The organism is Pseudomonas sp. R1-18, assembly GCF_051132095.1.
GTDB lineage: Bacteria > Pseudomonadota > Gammaproteobacteria > Pseudomonadales > Pseudomonadaceae > Aquipseudomonas.
Genome location: NZ_CP071658.1, coordinates 4,430,982 through 4,453,393, shown reverse-complemented (window position 1 = coordinate 4,453,393; position 22,412 = coordinate 4,430,982). Strand labels below are relative to the sequence as shown.

The window sequence follows — 22,412 nt, the reverse complement described above, 5'->3', positions numbered from 1 at the left end:
TGAATATTCAGTGATTGGGAACGAATGATGGTTTTCAGCGAAAACAGCGACATCACGCTGGTGGTGACCAGTTGCGGTCGATTCGACCTCTTGAAGCGCACCCTGGCGACGTTTGATCGCTTCAATACCGCGTCCATGCGCCACGTGCTGATTACCGAAGACTCCGGTGACGCTCAGGTCCGCGACTGCATCCCCGAACACTGGCGCCCGCACACCCGTTTCATCATCAACAACCCCAAGCTTGGCCAGATGCGTTCGATCGATGCAGCCTATTCCCTGGTCGAAACGTCCTGGATCTTTCACTGCGAGGACGACTGGGATTTCTACCGTCCGCAGTTCATCGAAGACTCGATGACGCTCCTGCAGCACGATCCCCAGGCGCTTCAGGTCTGGCTGCGCAGCTACAACCATGATCTGCAGGTCCACAGCCCTTACGTATTTCTTCATGAGCGCGAAGTAGTTGAGGGTATCCCGTTCTACAAACTGGGCTCTCACAAGCCGGAGTGGCAGGGGTTTTCCTTCAATCCGGGGCTGCGGCGGCTGGCTGACTACCAGCAGCATGCTCCGTACTCGGGCCACGGCGGGGAGAAGAAGCTTTCACAATTGTTCGCTTCGGAAAACCGTTACGCTCTGATTCTCGAAAATGATGCCGTGCTGCACACCGGTTTCGGCGAGCACGTCGAAATACCGCAGGAACGGCTCAACAAACAACGTCGCAAGCGCCGGGATCGCATCAAGCTGATCGGCGTGGCGATCCTTGGGCTTGTCACAGGTTGGTTGCTTAATAATGTCAGTTGATCGTTCGGGTATTGCCAAGAGCAAAGTACAAATCTATTTCAGCGCGACACTTGTGATCTTTCTCCTGAGCTTCATCCTGAACTCATCCGCCAAAGTCACCAATAACCTGTTCTACGCGCTGATTGCGCTGCCCGGTCTGTTCTTCGTACTCAAGCACCGCGGTGCCGGAGTGATGAGCCAGCCGCTGGGCGTGGCGTGGGCCGTGTTCATGGCCTGGTTTCTGGTCCCGGCCTCGGTCGCGGGCGAATTTCAGTTCTTCAAGCACATTCTGTACGTCAGCCTGTTTGTCTGCGTCATCGCCGGGCTCGCCGACAACGGCTTTTTCCGCAGCGCGAACTTTATCCGCGTGCAGTTCTGGGCAGTGTGCCTGTATATCCTCGCAGTCAGTGTTTACGGTTGGGTGACAGGCCGGTTCGAATTTGGTCAGCGTGTTGATCTTCTTCCTGCGCGCATGGAAAACGTGATCTACGCCAGTGGCTGGATGGTCTGCTGCCTTGCCCTGGCATTGCCGGTCTGGAAGCGGGACCAGCGTTGGGTCGAAGCGGGTTGCGCGGTGGTGCTGACCCTGCTGGTGGCCGCCTTTATCGTCCAGACCCGCACGGCGCTGGTTGGCGCGGCATTCCTGTTCGGGGTGTGCGCGTTGCGCTCGCTCTATCTGTGGCCGAAGCGCAGCGCCGTGGTTCTGCTGGCGCTGGCAGCCGCGGCAGTGGTCGGATTCTGGGTCGTCAAGGACGAGCAGTGGGTGCAACTGCTGCTCGCCAGGGGCGATTCCTATCGGATCGAGCTCTTCAAGATCATGACCGGCGAGTGGGGCAATTGCGGCTGGCTTCTGGGTTGCGGGGTCGAGTTCCGTACCACTCAGACATTGGCCGGTGGCATGCCGATCCAGCACCCGCACAGCATCTTTGTTTCGATGGGGCTTTATACCGGCGCAGTCTCGCTGGCGCTGTTTCTGGTCGTGATGGCGGCGACCCTGTGGAACGCCGCGCGCCTGCGCGAAGGCTGGGGCCTGTACCTGGCTTGTGCGCTGGTAATGCTCAACTTCGACGGCGCCAAGCTGATCGGCAATCCCGATGAGCTGTGGATTCTGGTGCTGCTGCCTGCGGCGATGGTGCTCGGGCGGGTTGTGCAGCATCGCCGGCTTGAGCGATAACGCGTGTTACAGCAATGGCCACTCCTGAAGCGGCCATTTTTTTAGCCCATGGCCTGGACCACTTCCCTTGCCGTGCAGACAGTCTGAGCGCTCAGGTAGCCGTTGAGGAACGCGGGGTTGGCCCCGCCGAGCAGCCACTGCCTGTCCTGCGGATAACGCAGCATGTGTTTGAAGTTGCGCAGGCGCAGGTGTTTGCGCAGCGGCCGGCGATAGCTCTTCATGTCCGCGATGTCGATCAACCCCAGCGTGCCCTGTGGAGTGAGGACGACATTGCCCAGATGCGCCGACCGGAAGTAGATGCCCTTCTCGTGCAGGCTGGCGATAAAGCGGCCCAGCTGCATGCGCAAATCATCATCGCTGGCGGCGTCACCCAGCAGCTGGCGCAGGGTGCGGCCGGCAAGTGGGTCGTAGTGCACCGCATCGCGCGCGATCTCCGCGATTCGGTAGACAGTGCGCACTTGCGGGCACGGCACCGCCCGACTGGCCAGCGTCCGGCAGTTGTCGGCGAAACGTCGGGCATAAGGGTACCAGGCTGCCGAACTGACGACCCGCTTGCGCCGGAACAGCTTCAACATCGAGCCGTCCGTCAGGCGTAGCACCTTGTCGCCTGTGCCATCGGCTTCAAGGACTTCTGCGCCCTGAACAAGGTTCAGGTAGTGGGCGTGGTCAAGCGCTTGCATCGATACTCCGGTTTTCTACGCCCCAAGGTCTGGACGGCCGCCTATGTTACCGCAGCAGGCAGCGCCGAAACCCGCCTGTGATACAATTCGGCCTCTTTTTGAAACGACGGATTCTCATGAAACCCTCCGAATCGTCCGCCACCTCCAGCGTGAAAATCTACTTTCGGCTGCTGTCCTATGTGCGTCCATACGTAGGCATTTTTGCCCTCAGCATCCTCGGTTTTGTGATTTTCGCGTCTACCCAGCCGATGCTGGCGGGAATCCTCAAGTATTTCGTTGACGGGCTGACCAATCCGGACGCGGTGCTGTTTCCGAACGTACCTTATCTCCAGGACCTGAAACTGCTTCAGGCCGTGCCGCTGTTGATCGTACTGATCGCCGCCTGGCAAGGGCTCGGCTCGTTTCTCGGCAACTACTTTCTGGCCAAGGTATCGCTGGGCCTGGTGCACGATCTACGGGTGGAACTGTTCAACAAGCTGTTGGTATTGCCCAACCGCTATTTCGACACCCACAACTCGGGCCACCTGATTTCCCGCATTACCTTCAACGTCACCATGGTGACGGGTGCCGCGACGGATGCGATCAAGGTGGTGATCCGCGAGGGCCTGACCGTGGTGTTCCTGTTCGTCTATCTGATGTGGATGAACTGGAAGCTGACTCTGGTGATGCTTGCGATCCTGCCGCTGATCGCCGTCATGGTGGGCACCGCCAGCAAGAAATTCCGCAAACAGAGCAAGAAGATCCAGGTGGCGATGGGCGACGTGACGCACGTCGCTTCCGAGACCATCCAGGGTTATCGCGTGGTCCGCAGCTTCGGCGGCGAGCAGTACGAGCAGGACCGCTTCGCGCGCGCCAGCAATGGCAATACCGAGAAGCAGCTGCGCATGACCCGTACCGGCGCGATCTACACGCCGATGCTGCAATTGGTCATCTACACCGCCATGGCCGTGCTGATGTTTCTGGTGCTGCTGTTGCGCGGCGAGGCCTCGGCGGGCGATCTGGTCGCCTACATCACTGCCGCCGGGCTGTTGCCCAAGCCGATTCGCCAGCTTTCGGAAGTCAGCTCCACCATCCAGAAAGGTGTCGCCGGTGCCGAGAGCATCTTCGAGCAGCTGGATGTGCAGCCTGAGGTGGATACCGGCAGCATCGAACTGGAGCGTGTCAGCGGCAGGCTGGAAGTTCGCAACCTGAGCTTTACCTACCCGCAGACCGAGCGCCAGGTGCTCAACGACATCAGTTTCTCGGCTGAACCCGGTCAGATGATCGCTCTGGTCGGCCGCTCAGGCAGTGGCAAGTCAACGCTGGCGAATCTGATCCCGCGTTTCTACGGGCACGAAACCGGCAGCATCATGCTCGATGGCGTCGATATCAACGACTATCGACTGCGTAACCTGCGTCGTCACATCGCGCAGGTCACCCAGAACGTGACGTTGTTCAACGACAGCGTGGCCAACAATATCGCCTACGGCGATCTGGCCGGCGCTCCGCGTGCGGATATCGAAGCAGCTGCCGCCGACGCCTACGCCAAGGAGTTCATCGATCAGCTGCCGCAGGGGTTCGACACTCAGGTCGGCGAAAACGGCGTGCTGCTTTCAGGCGGTCAACGGCAGCGGTTGGCGATTGCACGCGCGCTGCTGAAAAACTCGCCGCTGCTGATTCTCGACGAAGCCACCTCGGCTCTCGACACCGAGTCCGAACGGCACATTCAGGCGGCACTGGATCAGGTCATGAAAGGTCGCACGACGCTGGTCATCGCGCACCGACTGTCGACCATCGAGAAGGCCGACATGATTCTGGTCATGGATGCGGGCCGCATTGTCGAGCGCGGCACCCATACCCAGCTGCTGGCGCAGAATGGCTACTACTCGCGCCTGCACGCCATGGGCCTGGATGAGCCGGCACCGGTCGGCGCGGTCTGATCCTCGGGGGCGGCGTTCGCTGCCCGATTTACGTGCAGTATTGGCGCAGACGCCTACTCTTGTGCCTGACCGGAGACTTTCTACAGCACCCAAGGATCAGTCTGTTCTAAACCCTGTGCTAAGATTCCGCCCCTGTTCATTCTTAGTACGGGTTGTTCGATGAAGTTGTCCATGCCGCGTTTCGATCAAGCGCCTGTCCTGGTGGTGGGCGATGTCATGCTCGACAGATACTGGCATGGTGGTACCTCGCGGATTTCTCCCGAGGCGCCTGTACCGGTGGTCAAGGTCGATCAGATCGAAGATCGTCCCGGCGGTGCGGCCAACGTGGCCTTGAACATCGCAGCCCTCGGCGCGCCTGCTTCGCTGGTGGGTGTCACCGGCGAAGACGAGGCGGCCGACAGTCTGGCCAACAGCCTCCAGGCCGCCGGCGTCGTTGCCCGCTTCCAGCGCATTGCCAACCAGCCGACCATCGTCAAACTGCGGGTCATGAGCCGTCACCAGCAATTGCTGCGCATTGACTTCGAAGAGCCGTTCGCCACCGATGCGCTGGCGTTGGGTGCAGAAGTCGACAGCCTGCTTGAAGGTATCAAAGTGCTGGTCCTGTCCGACTACGGCAAAGGCGCGCTGAAAAATCACCAGGCGCTGATCCAGGCCGCGCGAGCGCGCGGCATTCCGGTGCTGGCTGACCCGAAAGGCAAGGATTTCGCGATCTATCGGGGCGCCACCATCATCACGCCGAACCTGAGCGAATTCGAGGCGATCGTCGGCCATTGCGTCGATGAAGCCGAGCTGGTCACCAAAGGTGCTCAGCTGATGGAAGAGCTTGAACTGGGCGCGCTGCTGGTGACCCGTGGCGAGCATGGCATGACCCTGCTGCGCCCCGAGCAGAACGCGCTCCACTTGCCGGCGCGTGCTCGTGAGGTCTTCGACGTGACCGGTGCCGGCGATACCGTGATTTCCACCCTCGCGGCGGCCATCGCTGCCGGGGAAGAGCTGCCACATGCGGTAGGCCTGGCGAATCTGGCGGCGGGTATCGTGGTCGGCAAGCTGGGTACCGCGGCGATCAGTGCCCCTGAACTGCGTCGCGCCATCCAGCGTGAAGAAGGCTCGGAGCGTGGCGTGCTGGGGCTTGAGCAGCTGCAACAGGCGGTCGAGGATGCGCGGGCGCACAAGGAAAAGATCGTCTTCACCAACGGCTGCTTCGATATTCTGCACGCCGGTCACGTGACCTATCTGGAACAGGCCCGTGCGCAAGGTGATCGCCTGATCGTGGCGGTCAACGACGACGCGTCGGTCAGCCGTCTCAAAGGGCCAGGTCGTCCGATCAACAGCGTCGACCGTCGCATGGCTGTGCTGGCAGGTCTGGGGGCAGTCGACTGGGTCATCAGCTTCCCGGAAGGCACGCCGGAAAACCTGCTTGCCCACGTGAAGCCGGATGTGTTGGTCAAAGGTGGTGATTACGGAATCGATCAGGTCGTCGGCGCCGACATCGTGCAAGCGTATGGCGGCGAGGTGAAGGTTCTGGGGCTGGTGGAAAACAGCTCGACAACCGCCATCGTCGAGAAAATCCGCAAACAGTGACCCGCTCGGGTCACTTGCTCAAACTGCTTCGCGCCAGCTCCAGCAGCGCCCGGGCCTTCACGGTCAGGCGCTTGAGCCCACTCTTCTTCGGAGCCGGGGTCAGGCCTTGCTGGCGCAGCCAGTCTTTCCAGCGAATACGTTCGTCGCGAACCACCCAACCGTCCTGCACCGCGAAGCTTTCAGCCAGATAAAGCCCGCGGGTGCTGGCCGGTGTCAGCTTGTCGTGCTTGAGGGTGTACAGCTCCGGCAGCGGCGCCCCGTTCTCCAGCGGCATCAGGTACAGGTCCGGCTTGCTTCGATTCAGGCGAGCCACCAGCTCGTCGTTTTCCAGCGCCTCATCCACGTGAAACAGGCTGACCGGGCGGGCGTCCTTGGGGATCTCCAGACGCATGTCGTAGATCAGCTGCAAAGAAGCCGTCGGCAGATGCACGTAAGCGCGCGGCCGCTCGATCAACGGCATGCTGCCACAGATGATCGGGCGCGCGGCACCGGACAACGGCGTCAGCCGAAAAGGCATCGCTTCGCGATAATGCAGGGCCGCGGCGTAGGGCGCGGGCAGCCAGGTGTCCTTGAAACGTCCGCTAAGCCAGCCTTGCGGGGTCTCGATCAGGCATTCTTCGGCGACTTCCTGAATGGCTGTGTGTAACGGCAGATTGAGCTCATGCGCAGGCACATAGCCGGAGATCAGCTTGAGTACCACATCGCCACGGTCCTGGCGTCGCTGGCGCACCAGTACCCAGTAATCACGGTTCTGCCAGCTGATGGTCAGGCGGATCGATACGCCAAGATTGGCCAGCTCCGTCGCGAAGTGCTCAGTGTCCGGGACGTCGAGCCTGCGGCGACGCTGCAGAGTCTGAGCGAAGTTCATCGGCATCCCGATGCTCTGGTAGCTCAGGCTTTCGGAGGTGGCTTCGACGAACAGCGGCAGGGTCTTGAAGTTGCTGGGGTTCTTGCGGATCAAAGTTCGCGGCATATCGGCTCCTTCTTGCGTTGGGGTCGGCCGCCTACATCAGGCTTGACGGCATATCACGGCGGCGGCGCTGGCGACGTTGTGCGCCAGATGCAGCGGATTGATGGTCCCGACGATAGCACTGGCTACGCCAGGGTGCTCGAACAGCAGCTCGAAGCTGGCTTGCACCGGGTCGACCCCGGGGCTCAGGCAGACGTGACCGCTGGCCAGAGCCTTCTTGACCAGAATGCCCTTGGCATGAGCGGCAGCGTAGTCGAGTACCGGCTTTTCGCCTTGTTCATTGAGATTGTAGGTAACCATTGCGCAATCGCCGTCGCGCAGCGCCAGCAGTCCGCCTTCGACCGTCTTGCCGGAAAAGCCGAAACCGCGAATCTTGCCCTCGCGCTTGAGCTCGGCAAGGGTCGTATATACCGCTGTTTCGTTGAGAATCGCCAGATCGTTGCCGTCAGAGTGGACCAGTACCAGATCAAGAAAATCGGTTTCGAGGCGCTTCAGGCTGCGCTCGACCGACAGGCGCGTGTGCGCGGCGCTGAAGTCGTGCCGTGATTCGCCGTTTTCGAACTCTTCGCCAACCTTGCTGACAATGACCCATTCCTGGCGCTGGCCGCGCAACAGCGGCCCGAGGCGCTGCTCGCTGGTGCCGTAAGCGGGCGCGGTGTCGATCAGGTTGATCCCCATGTCGCGCGCCATCTTCAGCAGCATGCGTGCCTGATCATCGTCGGGGATCGTGAAGCCATTGGGGTATTTCACGCCCTGATCACGGCCAAGTTTGACAGTGCCCAGGCCCAGCGGCGAAACGTTCAGGCCGCTACTTCCCAGCGGGCGGTGCAGGTCGTGCAGGGTTTTCAGACTCATGGCAGCAGTTGGTCCCATACAGGCGTCGCCAGCGGCGGACGGGGCAGGTCAGTCAATGCCGGTTGCGGCGTCGGATGAATGCCGTCTTTGGACAGGCTCGCCAATACACGGTCTGCGAAATCCGGCGCCAACGCGAGTTTGGTCGGCCAGCCCACCAGCAGACGGTGCTGCACATCCAGAAAAGCATTGTCGGGCCGGACCAGCCCGGACTGCGCAGGCTCGGCGCGGTCCACCCGCAAGGTTGCCCATTGCGCCTGACTGAGGTCGACCCATGGCAGCAGGGACTCCAGCTCCTTGCGGGCCGCGGCGATTTGCGCCGCCGGCTCGCGAGCCACACCGTCGGCCTCGGCCAGATCACCACCCAGGTACCAGACGCACTGGCCATCGGCAGCAGGATGGGTGGTGACGGTAATGCGCGGTTTTGGCCCGCCGCCCAGGCAGTGGGCGAACAGTGGTTTGAGGGTAGGGCCCTTGACCAGCACCATGTGCAACGGGCGGCGCTGCATCTGCGGTTGCGACACGCCCAGTGCCTGAAGCAGGTCGGCGGTGCCGCCGCCGGCGCTGAGCACGATGCGTTGCGCGCGGATGTCGCGGCCGTCGACGCGTAGCCCGGCCAGTTCGCCTTCGTCGAGCAACGGCTCGATGCGCTGGCCGGCCAACAGGCTGTCACCGGCCAGCTCGGCCAGGCGCTGGATCAGGCTCGGTACGTCGACCACCAGTTCGGCAAGCCGATAGACCTTGCCCTTGAAGCGTGGATTCTGCAGCGCGGGAGGCAGCTCGTCGCCCTTGACCTGATCGACCCGCCCGCGGACCGCCTTGCTGGCAAAGAAACTGGTCAGGTTGCCGGCGATGGTGCCCGGTGACCAGAGATAATGCGCTTCGGACAGAATGCGCACGCCAGCAAGATCCAGCTCGCCTTTGCCCGCCAGCGCTTCGCGCCAGCGACGCGGCATATCGGCGATGGCTTCCGACGCGCCGGACAGCGCCCCGTGTAGCGCATATTTGGCGCCGCCGTGAATGATGCCCTGAGATTTCAGGCTCTGCCCGCCACCCAGGCTCGCGCTCTCTACCAGGACTGTCGAGAACCCCTGACGACGCAGTCGGGCATTGAGCCAGAGACCGGCTACACCGGCTCCGACAATCAGGACGTCAGTGGAAATAACAGCTGGCATGGGCACCTCGGTGGATGAAGAATCCGTCCATTATAGGGGATCGGGTTTTCAATGCCCGGCCGTTTTCGAGAACAGCTGGATCACTACCACGCCAAGCACGATCAGACCCAGGCCCAGCATCGCAGGCAAATCCAGTTTCTGGCCGTAAACGAAGAACGCTGCCAGGCTGACCAGCACGATGCCCAGGCCGGACCAGATCGCGTAAGTGATGCCCACTGGAATAGTGCGCACGACGAGGATCAGCATCCAGAACGCAATCGCATACCCGATGATCACCAATGCAAGTGGCAGCGGCGTGCTGAGGCCCTTGACGGCCTTCATCGACGTGGTGGCGATGACTTCGGCAGTGATGGCGATGGCCAGGAGATAGTAGGCATTCATGATTCAGGCTCCTCTGATAATGCAGGCATTCTAGAGTTTGAGCAGATGGGATAAAGTCATTACCCATCTGGTATGAAGATAGGTTGATGATGGACCGCTGGAATCTCGAACAATTGCGTCTTTTCCTGAGAGTCGCGGAATTGCGCTCGTTTTCCGCCGTGGCCAGAGAGCAGCGCAAAGCGCAGTCGGCTGTCAGCAATGCCATTGCCTTGCTTGAAACCGACCTGGGTGTGACCCTGTTCGAGCGCAGCAGCGGTCGTCAGCCATGTCTTACCGACAGCGGCGCCGCTTTGCTGGAAGACGCCCGCGAACTGCTGCGCCAATGCGAGCGGCTGGATGGCAGGGCGAGGGCGCTGATGCGGGGGCAGGAAGCCTTGCTGCGCGTTGCTCAGGACGAAGCCATGCCCTATCAGCCGGTCATCGACAGCCTGGACGAACTGGCCAGTCGCTTTCCTTACCTGCAGGTGCAACTGGCCAGCGCCGCTCAGGGCGATGTAGCGCGCAAGCTCGAAGAGCGTAAAGCCGATCTCGGCCTGTTTTTTCATCACGAACAGGTTCCCGAGTCGCTGGAACGCACAGCGCTGGGCAGCGTGGAAATGGTCACCGTCTGCGCGGCAGGTCATCCCTTGGCGAGTGCCGGTCGGGTGACGCGTCAGCAACTGGCGCGGCATCGGCAGCTGCTGATTACGCCACAACACAGCGACTACCCGGGCGGCGAGGCGATCAGCCCGCAGGTCTGGCGTGCTGACAGCTTCTACGCAATGGCAGAGCTGTTGATGCGGGGCCTGGGGTGGGCGTGGCTGCCGCGCCACGTTGTGCAGTACCCGACCTACCAGACGCACATGATCGAGCTGGCAAGCGACTGGCGTCCACCGGCGTTGGTGGTGGAGCTGGCCTGGCGCCGTGACGAACCGCTGGGCCCCGCCGGGCAGTGGCTGGCCGAGCGGTTTGCCAAACATTTGCAGGCTATCGGTTAGGTCACTCGCTGCTGATTCGCAACCGCGCGCATAACTTTTTCGCCCTTTCCTAGTAGACTCCGCCGCCATGAACAGAACCCTTTATACCCTGATGTTTCACTTGGGCTTGCCGCTGGTTGCCCTGCGATTGTGGTTGCGTGCGCGCAAGGCTCCTGCGTATCGCCAGCGAATCGGCGAACGGTTCGCTATCGGCCTGCCGGCGATGCAGCGCGGTGGCTTCTGGGTTCACGCCGTGTCGGTGGGTGAGAGTATTGCCGCCGCGCCCATGATCCGGGCGCTGCTCAAGCAGTATCCTGATGTGCCGATCACTGTGACCTGCATGACGCCGACCGGTTCGGAGCGGATCGGGGCGATGTTCGCGGGCGAGCCGCGGATCCAGCATTGCTACCTGCCCTATGACCTGCCGTGGGCGGCCGGTCGTTTCCTTGATCATGTGCAGCCCAGGCTTGGCATTATCATGGAAACCGAACTGTGGCCCAACCACATAGCGCAATGTGCCCGGCGCGGGATCCCGGTAATGCTTGCCAACGCGCGGCTTTCGGAGCGCTCGGCGCGAGGTTACGGCCGCTTCGCACGCCTGACTCGCCCGATGCTGGCGCAAATGAGCGGCTTTGCCGTACAGACCGAGGTGGAGGCGCGGCGCTTCATCGATCTTGGGGCGCGCCCGGAATGCGTCACGGTGACCGGTTCGATCAAGTTCGACCTGAGCATCGACCCGCAGCTACTGGAGAGCGCAGCCCGGCTGCGTGAGCAGTGGCAGACGACAGACCGTCCGGTGTGGATAGCGGCCAGTACCCATGCGGGTGAGGACGAAAGCGTGCTGGCGGCTCATCGACAAGTGTTGGCCAGCCATCCCGATGCCTTGCTGATCCTGGTGCCGCGCCATCCTGAACGATTCGGCAGCGTCCACGACCTTTGCCAGCAACAGGGTTTCGCTACTGTCCGCCGCTCGACCGGGCAGGACGTCACCCCGGCCACGTCGGTGCTGCTTGGCGACACAATGGGCGAGCTGCTGTTTTTGTACGCGCTTGCTGATGTAGCGTTCGTCGGCGGCAGCCTGGTGCCCAACGGCGGGCACAACCTGCTGGAACCCGCTGCGCTGGCCAAGCCGGTGCTGAGTGGTCCGCACCTGTTCAATTTTCTGGAAATCGCCGGGATGCTGCGCAGTGCTGGGGCCCTTGAAGAAGTGAACGACGCAACAGCACTGGCGGCAGCGGTGCAGCGCCTGTTCGACCAGCCCCACCTGGCAGGGTCCATGGCCAGCGCCGGTCTGAACGTAATGAAGGCCAACCAGGGCGCGTTGCAACGGCTGTTGGACCTGATCACCGGATTGGCCCGCTGACAGGCTCCCGCAAGAACCGACCACAATCTGTGGGAGTGACCGGGCGGCGATCCGCTTGTCCGCGAAAAGGCCGGGACGGGCAATAGAACTGTTGCGCCTGCACCAACGCTTCGCGGACAAGTCCGCTCCTACAAGACCGCGCGCAATCTGTGGGAGCGAGCTTGCTCGCGATCTGCCGCATAGCGGCAGCAAAACCCGGCGACGCGGTCCGTCAGTTACAGCGCGGAGATGCGGCCGCGAACAAGCGGATCGCCGCCCGGTCACTCCACAGAAACCACACCCACCGTGTGGGAGCGAGGCCGGCGGCGCTGCAATGTCAGCGCTGCGCAGGCCTTTCGAAATTCTTCCGTGCAGCCTCGGCCAGGTCCGGTGGCAGGAAGTCTTTGTCGGGGTTGTAGTCGGATTTCAGGTAGCGCGCCAGATCCTGCAAGTCACCCGGGTTCAGCGTGCCGGCGGCCTGTTTCAAGCGCAGGTTGTCGATGATGTAGTCATAACGAGTGTTGTTGTAATCGCGCACGGAGGCATAGAGCTGACGCTGCGCGTCTAGCACATCAACGATATTCCGGGTTCCGACCTGATAGCCGATTTCAGTGGCTTCCAGCGCGCTCTGGTTGGAAATGATCGACTGCTTGCGCGCCTGCACCTGCTCGACGTCAGTATTGACCGCGCGGTGCAGGTTGCGGGTGTCCTCCACAACTTGGCGACGAAGGCTCTCGCGACGCTGTTCGCTCTGGGTCAGGCGTGAGTAAGCCTCGCGCACCTGAGAGCTGGTCAGGCCACCGCTGTAGATCGGGATGTTCAGCTGCAGGCCGATGCTGCTCTGCTCGACATCGCCACTGTAATTGCGTCCGGTGTAGTTGGGATTACTGAAACCCAGCGCATCGTTATCGCCACGTTGGTAAGAGGCGACGGCATCAACCGTCGGCGCATGTCCGGCCTTGCGTTGGCGCACCGTTTCCTGCGCCGCATCCACGGCATAGCTGCTCGCCAGCAGATTGAGGTTCTGCTGCGCCGCCGTGTCGACCCAGGCCTTGGCATCGTTGGGCGTCGGCGCCAGCACCGGCAGCGTGTGAACAATGCCTTCAATGGAGTTGTATTCCCGGTTAGTCAGCGTCACCAGCGCCTGGAAGGCGTCGTCGACCTGCCGCTGGGCGATGATCCGGTTGGCGCGCGAGGTGTCATGGCTGGCCTGCGCCTGCAACACGTCGGTTTTGTCCGAAAGGCCCACATTGAAGCGCTCGTTGGCTTGATCGAGCTGCCTTCTGAAGGCTGCCTCCTCAGCCTTGGTCGATGCCAGATTGTCCTGAGCGCGCAGCACCGCGAAGTAGCTCTGCGCCGACTGCAGGATCAGATTCTGCTCAGTCGCCGAAAGCTCCAGCGCGGCCTGTTCGTTGACCGCTTCCGCAGCTTGTAACTGGAACCAGCGATCCGCGCGGAAGATTGGTTGACTCAGGCTCGCCTGATAAACCGTGCCGCTGCGGCTGGCGATGGCTCTGGGCTGGTCGATGCTGGTACGTGTGTTGTTGGCCTGCGCGCCGGCCGACAGGTTTGGCAGCAGCCCGGCACGGGCTTGCGGTACGCCTTCTCTGCGCGCTTGATAATCGGCCCGCGCCGCCGCCAGGTCAGCATTGTTATTCACAGCCTGCTGGTAGACGCTCACCAGGCCGGTCTGCGTCGGTGGGGGAATATCCGCTGCCAGGGCCTGCCCGCCGGACGCGAGCGATACGGCGATGACCAACGAAAGTTTGCGCAGCATGAGGCGTTCCCTGTTCATGAAGTTGATCGCAGGTCGGTGTGAAACCGGGTAAGCGAGTGTAGAGCGAGACGATGGGCGCGACAAAGCGCCATTTCTGCCATCTATCCAGACCGATGTAATTGCGCTGGCGTTCCGTGCGCTGCCCATCATAGACTGGCGACGTTCTTGTCGGGGTGCCTTGCTATGAGGCTGAGATCGGTTAAACCGGATCCCGTTGAACCTGATCAGGTTAGCGCCTGCGTAGGGAACAAGATTTCTCGTCTCCCGGCGAGTCCTCTTGAGTATCGTCCGGGGTCGATTGTTCAAAAAATGAACAGCTCCACGCCTTCGATATTCAGCACTGGCATCAGTGCACCCGTCCGTCCCGATCAGGTCACTCCGACAATCAATCCGCCGCTGGATGTCTGGAGAGACCGTGATGAGTACAAGACCAAAAAACACGCCCCATTTGAGTGAGTCGGCCCAGGTCGATTCGGGCTCGGTACAGCCGTTTACCCGTTCCCAGAAAGTCTACGTCCAGGGCTCTCGTCCGGACATCCGCGTGCCGATGCGCGAGATTACCCTCGACGTGACCCCGACCGACTTCGGCGGCGAGATCAATGCGCCGGTCACCGTTTACGACACTTCGGGCCCATACACCGACCCAAACGTCATTATCGATGTGCGCAAGGGCCTGGCCGACGTCCGCTCGCCATGGATTGACTCGCGCAACGACACCGAACGCCTGCCGGGCCTGAGTTCGAATTTCGGCCAACAGCGCCTGAACGATGCCGAGCTGACCGCGCTGCGCTTCGCTCACGTGCGCAACCCGCGCCGGGCCAAGGCCGGTGCCAACGTCAGCCAGATGCACTATGCGCGCAAGGGCATCATCACCGCCGAGATGGAATACGTCGCCATCCGCGAAAACATGAAGCTTCAGGAGGCGCGCGCCGCAGGCCTGCTCACTCAGCAACACGCCGGTCACAGTTTCGGCGCGAGCATCCCCAAGGAGATCACCCCCGAGTTTGTTCGCGAGGAAATCGCCCGTGGCCGCGCGATCATTCCGGCCAACATCAACCATGTCGAACTGGAACCGATGATCATCGGCCGTAACTTCCTGGTGAAGATCAACGGCAACATCGGCAACAGCGCGCTGGGCTCGTCCATCGAAGAAGAAGTCGCCAAGCTGACCTGGGGCATCCGCTGGGGTTCGGACACGGTCATGGACCTGTCGACCGGCAAACATATTCACGAAACCCGTGAGTGGATCATCCGCAACTCGCCGGTACCCATCGGTACGGTTCCGATCTACCAGGCACTGGAAAAAGTCGGCGGCGTCGCTGAAGACCTGACCTGGGAGCTGTTTCGCGACACGCTGATCGAGCAGGCCGAGCAGGGCGTCGATTACTTCACCATTCACGCCGGTGTGCTGCTGCGCTATGTGCCGCTGACCGCCAAGCGCGTCACTGGCATCGTCAGCCGCGGCGGCTCGATCATGGCCAAGTGGTGCCTGGCGCATCACAAGGAAAACTTTCTCTACACCCATTTCGAAGACATCTGCGAAATCATGAAGGCCTACGACGTCAGCTTCTCGCTGGGCGATGGCCTGCGTCCGGGGTCGATTGCCGATGCTAACGACGCCGCGCAGTTCGGCGAGCTGGAAACCCTGGGCGAACTGACCAAAATCGCCTGGAAGCACGATGTGCAGACCATGATCGAAGGCCCAGGCCATGTGCCGATGCAGTTGATCAAGGAAAACATGGACAAGCAGCTGGAGTGCTGCGACGAAGCGCCGTTCTACACGCTGGGCCCTTTGACCACGGACATCGCGCCAGGCTACGACCACATCACATCGGGCATTGGCGCGGCGATGATCGGCTGGTTCGGCTGCGCCATGCTCTGTTACGTCACACCCAAGGAGCATCTGGGGTTGCCGAACAAGGATGACGTCAAGACAGGCATCATCACCTACAAGATCGCTGCACACGCGGCGGACCTCGCCAAGGGGCACCCAGGCGCGCAGATTCGCGACAACGCACTGAGCAAGGCGCGTTTCGAATTCCGCTGGGAAGATCAGTTCAACCTCGGTCTGGACCCGGACACCGCTCGTTCGTACCACGACGAAACACTGCCCAAGGACTCGGCCAAAGTCGCGCATTTCTGCTCGATGTGCGGGCCGAAATTCTGCTCGATGAAGATTACTCAGGAAGTGCGAGAGTACGCCGCCAATCAGCGCATCGATGCGGTGGACGTCGACGTTGCCAAAGGGCTGGCGGAGCAGGCGGAACGTTTCAAGCAGGAAGGCAGCCAGCTGTACAAAAAGGTCTGATGTGAAATGAAAAAGGAGCGCTTTGCAGGCGCTCCTTTTTTCAATCAACGGCGCACTTGGTCAGCCGCGGCCGGGAAACAGCTCCGGTTTGATCACGCCATTGAGCTGAGGGTAGGGAAGCTTCAGCTCAATGTGACCCATGGAGTAAGGTGCGATGGTGTCCACCGGATACTTGAGGATCACCGCGCCATAGGTCAGCGCAATGTTCGGCGTACGCTTGAACGGCCAGGTCTGCATGAACTCGGTGTCCTTGTTCATGCCGGTCGAAGCCAGCCAGGCCAGATGCGCCATTTCGGCTTTCTGCCAGAATTCGTTTTCCTTGCCCGGCACCACCATGTCAGCCAGTGTCAGGACTTTCTGCTGCTGGCGCGAGTAGTTGATGAACGCCCGGCCCGGGCTGCCATGGGCAGCGCCGTTGTCCAGATAGCTCGACAGCTCGATCACCACGATCCCGTCGTGCTGCTCGCGGACCTTGGCTTGCAGATAGCTGCTGTTACGACCTTGGGCGCGGCTCAGGAACTGCTCCTGATAGGCTTTCAGAGAGGCCGGCAGCGGCGCGTCGGAGTCGGTGCGGGTCAATTGCAGCAATGTGCGCTGGACGAGGGCATCGAGCTTGGGCTCGTCCGGAAAGTGCACGGTATCGATGTTCACCAGCGGGCAATCAGCCGTGGTGCAGCCCGGCTTGATGATCTCGGAAGCATCGCGCTCGACCTGCAACGGCGCGCGCATGCTGGGCGTGAAGAGGCTTTGGCAGGCGCCGAGCACCAGTGCCAGGCAAACCAGTGAAACGATCCTCAATAACGACATGTTGATCCTTGGCTGTGTCAGTAATAGCGGTTGCGTTGCACGCATGCAGGCTGATTGGACTGCAAACCCCGGCTTCGGTTCGCCACTTGGCGGATTGGATTTGAATTACGCCATGGCCGTCTAACCTGCATCTCAAAGGGGCTGCATCCGGACGCCGATGCGCGTTAGGATGGTCCGAAGTCAAAGATGGCGGCAAGCGAGAAACCCATGACCCAGACTACCCGATCCGTTCCAGCGGCCTTCGAGATCACGCGGCGTGAAAACTGCTTCCAGGGCTTCTATAGACTGGACAAGCTCTACCTGCGTCACGAACTTTTCGAAGGCGGCCTCGGCAAGGAAATCAGCCGCGAGCTTTTCGTGCGCCATGACGCCGTATGCGTATTGCCTTATGACGCCAAGCGCGACGAGGTCGTGCTCATTGAGCAGTTTCGTGTTGGCGCGATCGACAAGACCAACAACCCGTGGCTGATCGAGATGGTTGCAGGGTTGATCGACAAGGATGAGGAGCCCGAAGAAGTTGCTCATCGCGAAGCGGAAGAGGAAGCTGGGCTTTCGTTCAGCGCGCTGTGGCCCATCACCAAATATTTTCCGTCGCCGGGTGGCAGCGATGAATTCGTTCACCTGTTTCTTGGGCAATGCAGCAGCCAGGGGGCAGGCGGCGTGCATGGCCTGGAGTCCGAAGGTGAAGACATCCGTGTAACCGTCTGGTCTTTCGACGATGCGATGCAAGCCGTCGCCGACGGACGAATCATGAACGCGGCAACCATCATTGCCATGCAGTGGCTGGCACTGAACCGCACAGAGATAAGGGGATTATGGTCGTGAATCTTGTGCGCGAGCGCTACCGTGTCGACCTCGCCGGGCTGCAAGCCGCCTGCGAAGCCAACTACGCTCGCTTGATGCGTCTGCTTCCAGACATGCGCAACGCGCAGCGCTCCCGACGCGTCGCCGTTACCCAGGGCGACCAGATGCTCGGCGTGCTGGCGGTCGAAGTTCTGCTCGACTGCCCGTACACCACCACGCTGCAAGTGCGCCAGGAACACAGCCTGCCGTGGCTGCCGGTGCCGAGTCTGGAAGTCCAGGTCTACCACGACGCCCGCATGGCCGAAGTCATCGGCGCCGAACACGCCCGCCGCTTCCGGGGGATTTATCCGTATCCCAACGCCGACATGCACCAACCTGACGAAAAGGCTCAACTGAATGTGTTCCTTGGGGAGTGGCTGAGCCACTGTTTGGCGTGCGGGCATGAGTTTGAAGTGGTGCGGTGAGAAAGTCAGTTTTATGGCTGGACATGTACGCGCATATAGAAAAACATCTGTCTTTCGCAGCCTGTCGGGCTGGCGTTTATACGATGCGTACTTGGCGTCTGCCGTAATTCTCATTATGGGGGGTGGGAAGTTTCAGTTCTGGGCTGTAAGAAGTTTCCGAAACTTCAGATATCGCGGCGTTCTTCAATATTCAGTTTTGATCTTGTGCTAGTTTGCGTGAAGGATATTCATCGTCGGCTAGTCAGTTATGGGTTATGTGGGTGAGAAGCTTGAGCATTGCAGGGTGGTTCCGTTTAACTGGAATGACACTTGGCTCGTGGTCGTCAGTGGCGACGGAATAAATATTTGCGGGCACGCACTGTTTAAGGCGGGTAGCTATTATTTTCATATCCTCGGTCAGTCCGAGAGGCCATGGTATATGAATGAGGAAGGTTATCGTCGCTATAAGATTGAATGCGGGAAAAACGAAATGTTTCGTCGCAAGGTTGCGATGCCTGATCCTGCGGGCGCCCAAAGAAAGCTTGAAGAGCTGAGCCTGAAACCCTGGATTTGGTTGGTGGTGCCTAATAATTGTGTGTCTTACGTAGAAGAGATTTTTCGCGCTGGAGGCGCGAGGGATTCTTCTTTTTCTAATTGTCCGGTTGGTTGGCGATGAGACTTATCATAAAAATAATAAAACTATCGCTAGGTTTTATGACTGGAAGCCTGATCTCATTCATGGTCCTGAGTGTGGCAATCGGGATAGCTCAGGTGCCGACTGTATTCGTAAATATTGACTTGGTAATGTGGTTGGCGGCGCTGGCCGGCGGGATACTGTCTTGTTTTTTCTCGTTTGGTTTCATGATGCTCTGTCTGTCAAGCCTGTGGGCAGGTTTTGTTCTGGCTTATCTGATTGTTTTTATTGGTTGGCCTCGAATGAATTATGAAGAGTTACTTGGCTATCTCTTCGGTGCCGGTCTTGTCGGTGTGCTGATTGGAGGGGTAGTGGGTCGATACAAGCTTCGCAGCTGGCGTCGGGAGTAGATACCCGTTAACAAGTTGAACATCATTTCTCTTAAGTCTGACCGGCAATAGTTTTATGCTTCTTAAGACTTCGAACCTTTTCAGACCTACCTGGCCGCGATGACTGGGACCCCACCCAACAGGAGGTACGCTAAAGCATGGCGATGGCAAGCCCTTGGAGTACCCTGAATGAATAAAGTCGTCATCCCTCACTCCGGCGAGGGTTTGATCCTCAATCTTAAAGAGCTGTTGCCGTCGATCCCATACAATGACTGGACTTGGTCAATAATGGAATTCAGTGGTACCGGCAGCGCCCCAGACGGCATCAGTATGCCCGATTTCGAATCCTGTCTGTGGGAGCTGGAGCAGGGGTGGTTATTAACTTGGGAAGAGCTGGTTTCATTCGCCGGAGGCATCCATCAGGCCTTTAGCTGTTTCATCGTCGCAGTTGACTCCGTCGAAAAGATAAGGCGGCCTGTAGAAGTGGACGAGGCGCCGGAAGGGTGCATTCTTGGCCTGGAAGCATTTGACGGATCTGAGTGGATTATATGGAGCGATGAGCCGTCGTTTTTGAAAAGCTTCTCTTCGTTAGTTAGCGGTAAAGCGTGATACACGGCGATAATATTTCTCTTTGCTCCGATTTGTGGAAAGGCACTAGGAATGTGATTGCATTACCTGTGCGGAGTAGGAGCGGACTTGTCCGCGAAGAGGGCCGTGTAGGCTCGGTGCATCTGTCGTATGTAATTACGCCTTCGCGGACAAGTCCGCTCCCACGGGATCGTTGAAATTCAATATGATAGTTATTTCTCTATTGTTGTTATTTATAGTTTATCGATTGTTTTTTGGGCTTTTTCGTTGTGTTGGATTGTTAGTCAGGAAGAGCCTGTCGAAAGAGAGGGCCTCGGGTGCTGTTAGAAAGCCAGCTGGGCGTCGGCGAATCAGGCTGCCGGGGACAGCAGCAAATGAGAGATGGACTGACGTCAAGCTGCTGGATGTCGTCAGACTGGAGGTAGACCTGCCCCTTGACGGGCTTTTCAAGGGGATGACCGGAACCATAGTTCATGAACACTCTGGCCCTGGGTTTGCCTATGAAGTTGAGTTTTGCGACTCCGAAGGGCGAACGATCGAGCTGCTTCCGTTATTGCGGCCTCAATTTTCTCTATTCTGGTCTGCGCCTGAAACTGAAGATGCAAGATTTTTTTCGGACTGCATTACGAACATCCCCGCTATAACTGCGGTTTCAAGGGGAGAAGAAATGTTTACCTATGAGTCAGTCCTGGAATTCAACAAGCCAAGAACGCCCAGCCAACTTTCGTACATTCACGCGGCCAAGGACGTCGGCAACCTGAATGATGAGCTCTGCGTGTACTTCACACGGATTTTCAATCCGATATTTTTGGTTATCGATGGAAATATCTTCGTTGAAGTATGTTTAGATCAACAGCGTCTGGAAGAGGAGACTGCCAGAGGTTTGCGTTATGACGATTTGCCCTACTGGCAAAACCTGCTTGAGGTGACTGAGCTTTGTGATGATATGGAGTGGGATGAGGTCTGCGAGCTTGCTCATGTGATCTCGGATTGCTGGAACGCCAAGTTGAAACGGCTCCATCCGGAATCAGGCTTTGCTTCCGAGGTTTTCATCGATGACGAGCTGGATGAGGTCTTTGTAGGCCTGCATAGGAAACACTCCTGAAAGTCTGATGAAGACGTGCGGCGGGTCTAAGCGTGGCTTCGCTCAGGCGTTCACGCGACTACCGAGATGACGAAGCTTTTCGTGGGAACGGATTTCAGTATCGATCGGTTACTCAGGCTTCACGGCAAGGCTCATCCAAAATGTGACCCGCCCCCACATTCCCGGGTTTACCCATCCCCATTCCCATCACATAATCGCCGCTGAATCCTTTCCGGGAGACGGCCTTGCCGAGCGCAGCCCCTTCATCGTCAGTCCTGCTGGTCCAGCTGTCCGACAGCCATTTATTTGCCGAGGCGGACGGTACGCTGCTGGGCATGAACACTCGCGATAGCCTGGAGAAGGTGGTCGACGTGGTTCTCGCCGAGCAGTCGGGTATCGATTTCATCCTGGCCAGTGGCGATATTTCCCAGGACGGTAGCGTTGAGTCCTACGAAGCCTTTCGCGATCTGAGCGCGCGCATTGCCGCGCCGGTACGCTGGTTTCCCGGTAATCACGACGAGTTGCCGCAGATGGAGCAGGTTGCGCAGCAAGGCGATCTGCTGCGGCCAATCATCGATGTCGGCCGATGGCGGGTCACGCTACTCGATTCAGCGGTCCCCGGCTCGGTGCCCGGTTTTCTTGAGCAGTCGCAGCTGGACCTGCTGGAACGCTCCTTGAGCGAAGCGCCGGAGCGGCATCATCTGGTCAGCCTGCATCATCATCCGGTCAGTATCGGCTGCGAGTGGATGGAACCCATCGGGCTGCGTAACGCGGAAGCGTTTTTTGCAGTGCTCGACCGTTTCCCGCAGGTGCGCGCCGTGCTCTGGGGCCACGTGCATCAGGAGTTCGACCAGACGCGCAACGGCGTCAGGCTGTTGGCCTCGCCGTCGACCTGCATCCAGTTCGCGCCAGCCAGTGTGGATTTCAAGCTCGACACCGCTGCGCCGGGCTACCGCTGGCTGCGGCTGCACGCCGACGGTCAGCTTGAGACCGGCGTTTCGAGGGTGGTGGGCATGGCTTTCGAAGCGGATTACGGCGGCACCGGTTACTGATTCGTCGCGTCAAAGTGTTTCCGTTGAGTCATGTGGCGTTCGTCCCTGTAAACTACGCGGCTTTGCACTGGACTCTTGGAGAATCGGCGTGACCGGCGACGCACCAACCCTGCTCTATATCCATGGCCTGAACAGCTCGGCTCAGTCGATGAAAGCCCGGCAGCTGTCCGCCTTGATGAAGTCGCTGGGTCTGGGCGAGCGATTGCGCGTGCCGGAACTGCATCATCACCCGCGCCAGGCCATGCAGCAGCTCGACGAGGCGATCCGCGCCCTCGGGCGGCCTTTGCTGGTCGGCAGCTCGCTCGGCGGCTACTATGCGACTCATTTAGCGCACCGCCACGGCCTCAAGGCGGTGCTGATCAACCCGGCGGTCAATCCGCACCAGCTGTTCGACGGATTTCTCGGCACTCAGCAGAACCTGTACACCGGCGAACGCTGGGAATTGACCCACGACCACATCCAGGCGCTGGTCGAGCTGGAAGTGCCCGCGCCGCAGGATCCGGATCGGTTCCAGGTGTGGTTGCAGACCGGTGACGAGACTCTGGATTACCGCCGCGCCGAGCAATTCTATCGGGGCTGCGCGCTGCGCATTCAGTCGGGTGGCGATCACAGCTTCCAGGGGTTCGCCGAACGCATCCCGGCACTGTTGAGCTTCGCCGGATTTGCTCCGAGCCTGTTACAGGATGTGGATCTGTCGGCGCTGTGAGCGACCGACGCCC

Annotated in this window: 22 protein-coding genes and 1 riboswitch; of the genes, 15 read left to right on the top strand and 7 right to left on the bottom strand. The window is 59.9% G+C overall.

The window, feature by feature from the left end; translation table 11 throughout:
* Nucleotides 1-24: 24 nt before the first annotated feature.
* Nucleotides 25-798 carry a glycosyltransferase family 2 protein gene (locus J3P77_RS20325; protein WP_434678364.1) on the top strand — a complete coding sequence of 258 codons (774 nt, stop codon included), beginning with the start codon at nucleotides 25-27 and terminating at the stop codon, nucleotides 796-798.
* Entirely contained in the window at nucleotides 788-1,951 is a 1,164-nt protein-coding gene (locus J3P77_RS20320; RefSeq protein WP_434678363.1) for an O-antigen ligase domain-containing protein, read from the top strand. The genes J3P77_RS20325 and J3P77_RS20320 overlap by 11 nt, the downstream gene beginning before the upstream one ends.
* 41 nt (nucleotides 1,952-1,992) lie before the next feature.
* Here the strand turns inward: J3P77_RS20320 and J3P77_RS20315 are convergent, their stop codons facing one another.
* The gene (locus J3P77_RS20315) at nucleotides 1,993-2,631 is read right to left on the bottom strand and encodes a toluene tolerance protein (RefSeq protein WP_434678362.1); all 639 of its coding nucleotides are present in this window, start codon (nucleotides 2,629-2,631) and stop codon (nucleotides 1,993-1,995) included.
* Between the two features lie 116 nt (nucleotides 2,632-2,747).
* Between J3P77_RS20315 and msbA the strand changes: the two genes are divergently transcribed.
* Both msbA and hldE read left to right on the top strand, forming a co-directional pair.
* Nucleotides 2,748-4,550 carry a lipid A export permease/ATP-binding protein MsbA gene (gene msbA, locus J3P77_RS20310; protein WP_434678361.1) on the top strand — a complete coding sequence of 601 codons (1,803 nt, stop codon included), beginning with the start codon at nucleotides 2,748-2,750 and terminating at the stop codon, nucleotides 4,548-4,550.
* Between the two features lie 159 nt (nucleotides 4,551-4,709).
* On the top strand, nucleotides 4,710-6,131 hold the full coding sequence (gene hldE / locus J3P77_RS20305; RefSeq protein WP_434678360.1) for a bifunctional D-glycero-beta-D-manno-heptose-7-phosphate kinase/D-glycero-beta-D-manno-heptose 1-phosphate adenylyltransferase HldE: 1,422 nt from the start codon (nucleotides 4,710-4,712) through the stop codon (nucleotides 6,129-6,131).
* A gap of 10 nt (nucleotides 6,132-6,141) precedes the next feature.
* On the opposite strand, the gene J3P77_RS20300 is transcribed toward hldE, so the two are convergent.
* Genes J3P77_RS20300 through J3P77_RS20285 form a run of 4 tightly spaced genes read right to left on the bottom strand, consistent with a single transcriptional unit; the run spans nucleotide 6,142 to nucleotide 9,509 of the window.
* Nucleotides 6,142-7,104 carry a metal ABC transporter ATPase gene (locus J3P77_RS20300; RefSeq protein WP_434678359.1) on the bottom strand — a complete coding sequence of 321 codons (963 nt, stop codon included), beginning with the start codon at nucleotides 7,102-7,104 and terminating at the stop codon, nucleotides 6,142-6,144.
* Nucleotides 7,105-7,140: 36 nt separating this feature from the next.
* On the bottom strand, nucleotides 7,141-7,956 hold the full coding sequence (locus J3P77_RS20295; RefSeq protein ID WP_434678358.1) for an aldo/keto reductase: 816 nt from the start codon (nucleotides 7,954-7,956) through the stop codon (nucleotides 7,141-7,143).
* Nucleotides 7,953-9,128: an NAD(P)/FAD-dependent oxidoreductase gene (locus J3P77_RS20290; RefSeq protein ID WP_434678357.1), complete on the bottom strand. Its 1,176-nt coding sequence runs from the start codon at nucleotides 9,126-9,128 to the stop codon at nucleotides 7,953-7,955. The genes J3P77_RS20295 and J3P77_RS20290 overlap by 4 nt, the downstream gene beginning before the upstream one ends.
* A gap of 48 nt (nucleotides 9,129-9,176) precedes the next feature.
* Nucleotides 9,177-9,509 carry an SMR family transporter gene (locus tag J3P77_RS20285; protein ID WP_434678356.1) on the bottom strand — a complete coding sequence of 111 codons (333 nt, stop codon included), beginning with the start codon at nucleotides 9,507-9,509 and terminating at the stop codon, nucleotides 9,177-9,179.
* A gap of 86 nt (nucleotides 9,510-9,595) precedes the next feature.
* Between J3P77_RS20285 and J3P77_RS20280 the strand changes: the two genes are divergently transcribed.
* Both J3P77_RS20280 and waaA read left to right on the top strand, forming a co-directional pair.
* Nucleotides 9,596-10,486: a LysR family transcriptional regulator gene (locus tag J3P77_RS20280; RefSeq protein ID WP_434678355.1), complete on the top strand. Its 891-nt coding sequence runs from the start codon at nucleotides 9,596-9,598 to the stop codon at nucleotides 10,484-10,486.
* A 67-nt stretch (nucleotides 10,487-10,553) separates the two neighbouring features.
* The gene (gene waaA / locus J3P77_RS20275) at nucleotides 10,554-11,828 is read left to right on the top strand and encodes a lipid IV(A) 3-deoxy-D-manno-octulosonic acid transferase (RefSeq protein WP_434678354.1); all 1,275 of its coding nucleotides are present in this window, start codon (nucleotides 10,554-10,556) and stop codon (nucleotides 11,826-11,828) included.
* 316 nt (nucleotides 11,829-12,144) lie between these two features.
* On the opposite strand, the gene J3P77_RS20270 is transcribed toward waaA, so the two are convergent.
* Nucleotides 12,145-13,584 (bottom strand): TolC family outer membrane protein, encoded by a 1,440-nt coding sequence (locus J3P77_RS20270; RefSeq protein WP_434678353.1) that lies wholly within the window; start codon nucleotides 13,582-13,584, stop codon nucleotides 12,145-12,147.
* A gap of 159 nt (nucleotides 13,585-13,743) precedes the next feature.
* Nucleotides 13,744-13,848, top strand: a riboswitch (TPP riboswitch).
* Nucleotides 13,849-14,002: 154 nt separating this feature from the next.
* On the opposite strand from J3P77_RS20270, the gene thiC reads away from it, so the two are divergent.
* Nucleotides 14,003-15,892, top strand: coding sequence for a phosphomethylpyrimidine synthase ThiC (gene thiC, locus J3P77_RS20265; protein WP_434678352.1), 1,890 nt, complete (start codon nucleotides 14,003-14,005; stop codon nucleotides 15,890-15,892).
* A 60-nt stretch (nucleotides 15,893-15,952) separates the two neighbouring features.
* Here thiC and J3P77_RS20260 read toward each other — a convergent pair whose 3' ends face one another.
* Nucleotides 15,953-16,699: an RsiV family protein gene (locus J3P77_RS20260; protein ID WP_434678351.1), complete on the bottom strand. Its 747-nt coding sequence runs from the start codon at nucleotides 16,697-16,699 to the stop codon at nucleotides 15,953-15,955.
* 207 nt (nucleotides 16,700-16,906) lie between these two features.
* Between J3P77_RS20260 and J3P77_RS20255 the strand changes: the two genes are divergently transcribed.
* The 8 genes from J3P77_RS20255 (at nucleotide 16,907) to J3P77_RS20220 (ending at nucleotide 22,399) form a co-directional block, all read left to right on the top strand.
* Nucleotides 16,907-17,524: an NUDIX domain-containing protein gene (locus J3P77_RS20255; protein ID WP_434678350.1), complete on the top strand. Its 618-nt coding sequence runs from the start codon at nucleotides 16,907-16,909 to the stop codon at nucleotides 17,522-17,524.
* On the top strand, nucleotides 17,515-17,967 hold the full coding sequence (locus J3P77_RS20250; protein WP_434678349.1) for a DUF1249 domain-containing protein: 453 nt from the start codon (nucleotides 17,515-17,517) through the stop codon (nucleotides 17,965-17,967). The genes J3P77_RS20255 and J3P77_RS20250 overlap by 10 nt, the downstream gene beginning before the upstream one ends.
* Before the next feature lie 247 nt (nucleotides 17,968-18,214).
* On the top strand, nucleotides 18,215-18,622 hold the full coding sequence (locus tag J3P77_RS20245) for a hypothetical protein (RefSeq protein WP_434678348.1): 408 nt from the start codon (nucleotides 18,215-18,217) through the stop codon (nucleotides 18,620-18,622).
* On the top strand, nucleotides 18,619-18,990 hold the full coding sequence (locus tag J3P77_RS20240) for a hypothetical protein (protein ID WP_434678347.1): 372 nt from the start codon (nucleotides 18,619-18,621) through the stop codon (nucleotides 18,988-18,990). The genes J3P77_RS20245 and J3P77_RS20240 overlap by 4 nt, the downstream gene beginning before the upstream one ends.
* Before the next feature lie 168 nt (nucleotides 18,991-19,158).
* Complete coding sequence (locus J3P77_RS20235; RefSeq protein WP_434678346.1) at nucleotides 19,159-19,578, top strand: hypothetical protein; 420 nt, start codon at nucleotides 19,159-19,161, stop codon at nucleotides 19,576-19,578.
* Between the two features lie 184 nt (nucleotides 19,579-19,762).
* Entirely contained in the window at nucleotides 19,763-20,662 is a 900-nt protein-coding gene (locus J3P77_RS20230; RefSeq protein ID WP_434678345.1) for a DUF4926 domain-containing protein, read from the top strand.
* Between the two features lie 224 nt (nucleotides 20,663-20,886).
* Nucleotides 20,887-21,693, top strand: coding sequence for a 3',5'-cyclic-AMP phosphodiesterase (cpdA, locus tag J3P77_RS20225; protein ID WP_434678344.1), 807 nt, complete (start codon nucleotides 20,887-20,889; stop codon nucleotides 21,691-21,693).
* Nucleotides 21,694-21,781: 88 nt separating this feature from the next.
* Nucleotides 21,782-22,399 carry a YqiA/YcfP family alpha/beta fold hydrolase gene (locus J3P77_RS20220; RefSeq protein WP_434678343.1) on the top strand — a complete coding sequence of 206 codons (618 nt, stop codon included), beginning with the start codon at nucleotides 21,782-21,784 and terminating at the stop codon, nucleotides 22,397-22,399.
* The last annotated feature ends 13 nt before the right edge of the window (nucleotides 22,400-22,412 follow it).

Coding starts and splice junctions, on each gene's coding strand:
- J3P77_RS20325 (WP_434678364.1), top strand. CDS start 25: ATGATGGTTTTCAGCGAAAACAGCGACATCACGCTGGTGGTGACCAGT.
- J3P77_RS20320 (WP_434678363.1), top strand. CDS start 788: ATGTCAGTTGATCGTTCGGGTATTGCCAAGAGCAAAGTACAAATCTAT.
- J3P77_RS20315 (WP_434678362.1), bottom strand. CDS start 2,631: ATGCAAGCGCTTGACCACGCCCACTACCTGAACCTTGTTCAGGGCGCA.
- msbA (WP_434678361.1), top strand. CDS start 2,748: ATGAAACCCTCCGAATCGTCCGCCACCTCCAGCGTGAAAATCTACTTT.
- hldE (WP_434678360.1), top strand. CDS start 4,710: ATGAAGTTGTCCATGCCGCGTTTCGATCAAGCGCCTGTCCTGGTGGTG.
- J3P77_RS20300 (WP_434678359.1), bottom strand. CDS start 7,104: ATGCCGCGAACTTTGATCCGCAAGAACCCCAGCAACTTCAAGACCCTG.
- J3P77_RS20295 (WP_434678358.1), bottom strand. CDS start 7,956: ATGAGTCTGAAAACCCTGCACGACCTGCACCGCCCGCTGGGAAGTAGC.
- J3P77_RS20290 (WP_434678357.1), bottom strand. CDS start 9,128: ATGCCAGCTGTTATTTCCACTGACGTCCTGATTGTCGGAGCCGGTGTA.
- J3P77_RS20285 (WP_434678356.1), bottom strand. CDS start 9,509: ATGAATGCCTACTATCTCCTGGCCATCGCCATCACTGCCGAAGTCATC.
- J3P77_RS20280 (WP_434678355.1), top strand. CDS start 9,596: ATGATGGACCGCTGGAATCTCGAACAATTGCGTCTTTTCCTGAGAGTC.
- waaA (WP_434678354.1), top strand. CDS start 10,554: ATGAACAGAACCCTTTATACCCTGATGTTTCACTTGGGCTTGCCGCTG.
- J3P77_RS20270 (WP_434678353.1), bottom strand. CDS start 13,584: ATGCTGCGCAAACTTTCGTTGGTCATCGCCGTATCGCTCGCGTCCGGC.
- thiC (WP_434678352.1), top strand. CDS start 14,003: ATGAGTACAAGACCAAAAAACACGCCCCATTTGAGTGAGTCGGCCCAG.
- J3P77_RS20260 (WP_434678351.1), bottom strand. CDS start 16,699: ATGTCGTTATTGAGGATCGTTTCACTGGTTTGCCTGGCACTGGTGCTC.
- J3P77_RS20255 (WP_434678350.1), top strand. CDS start 16,907: ATGACCCAGACTACCCGATCCGTTCCAGCGGCCTTCGAGATCACGCGG.
- J3P77_RS20250 (WP_434678349.1), top strand. CDS start 17,515: ATGGTCGTGAATCTTGTGCGCGAGCGCTACCGTGTCGACCTCGCCGGG.
- J3P77_RS20245 (WP_434678348.1), top strand. CDS start 18,215: ATGGGTTATGTGGGTGAGAAGCTTGAGCATTGCAGGGTGGTTCCGTTT.
- J3P77_RS20240 (WP_434678347.1), top strand. CDS start 18,619: ATGAGACTTATCATAAAAATAATAAAACTATCGCTAGGTTTTATGACT.
- J3P77_RS20235 (WP_434678346.1), top strand. CDS start 19,159: ATGAATAAAGTCGTCATCCCTCACTCCGGCGAGGGTTTGATCCTCAAT.
- J3P77_RS20230 (WP_434678345.1), top strand. CDS start 19,763: ATGATAGTTATTTCTCTATTGTTGTTATTTATAGTTTATCGATTGTTT.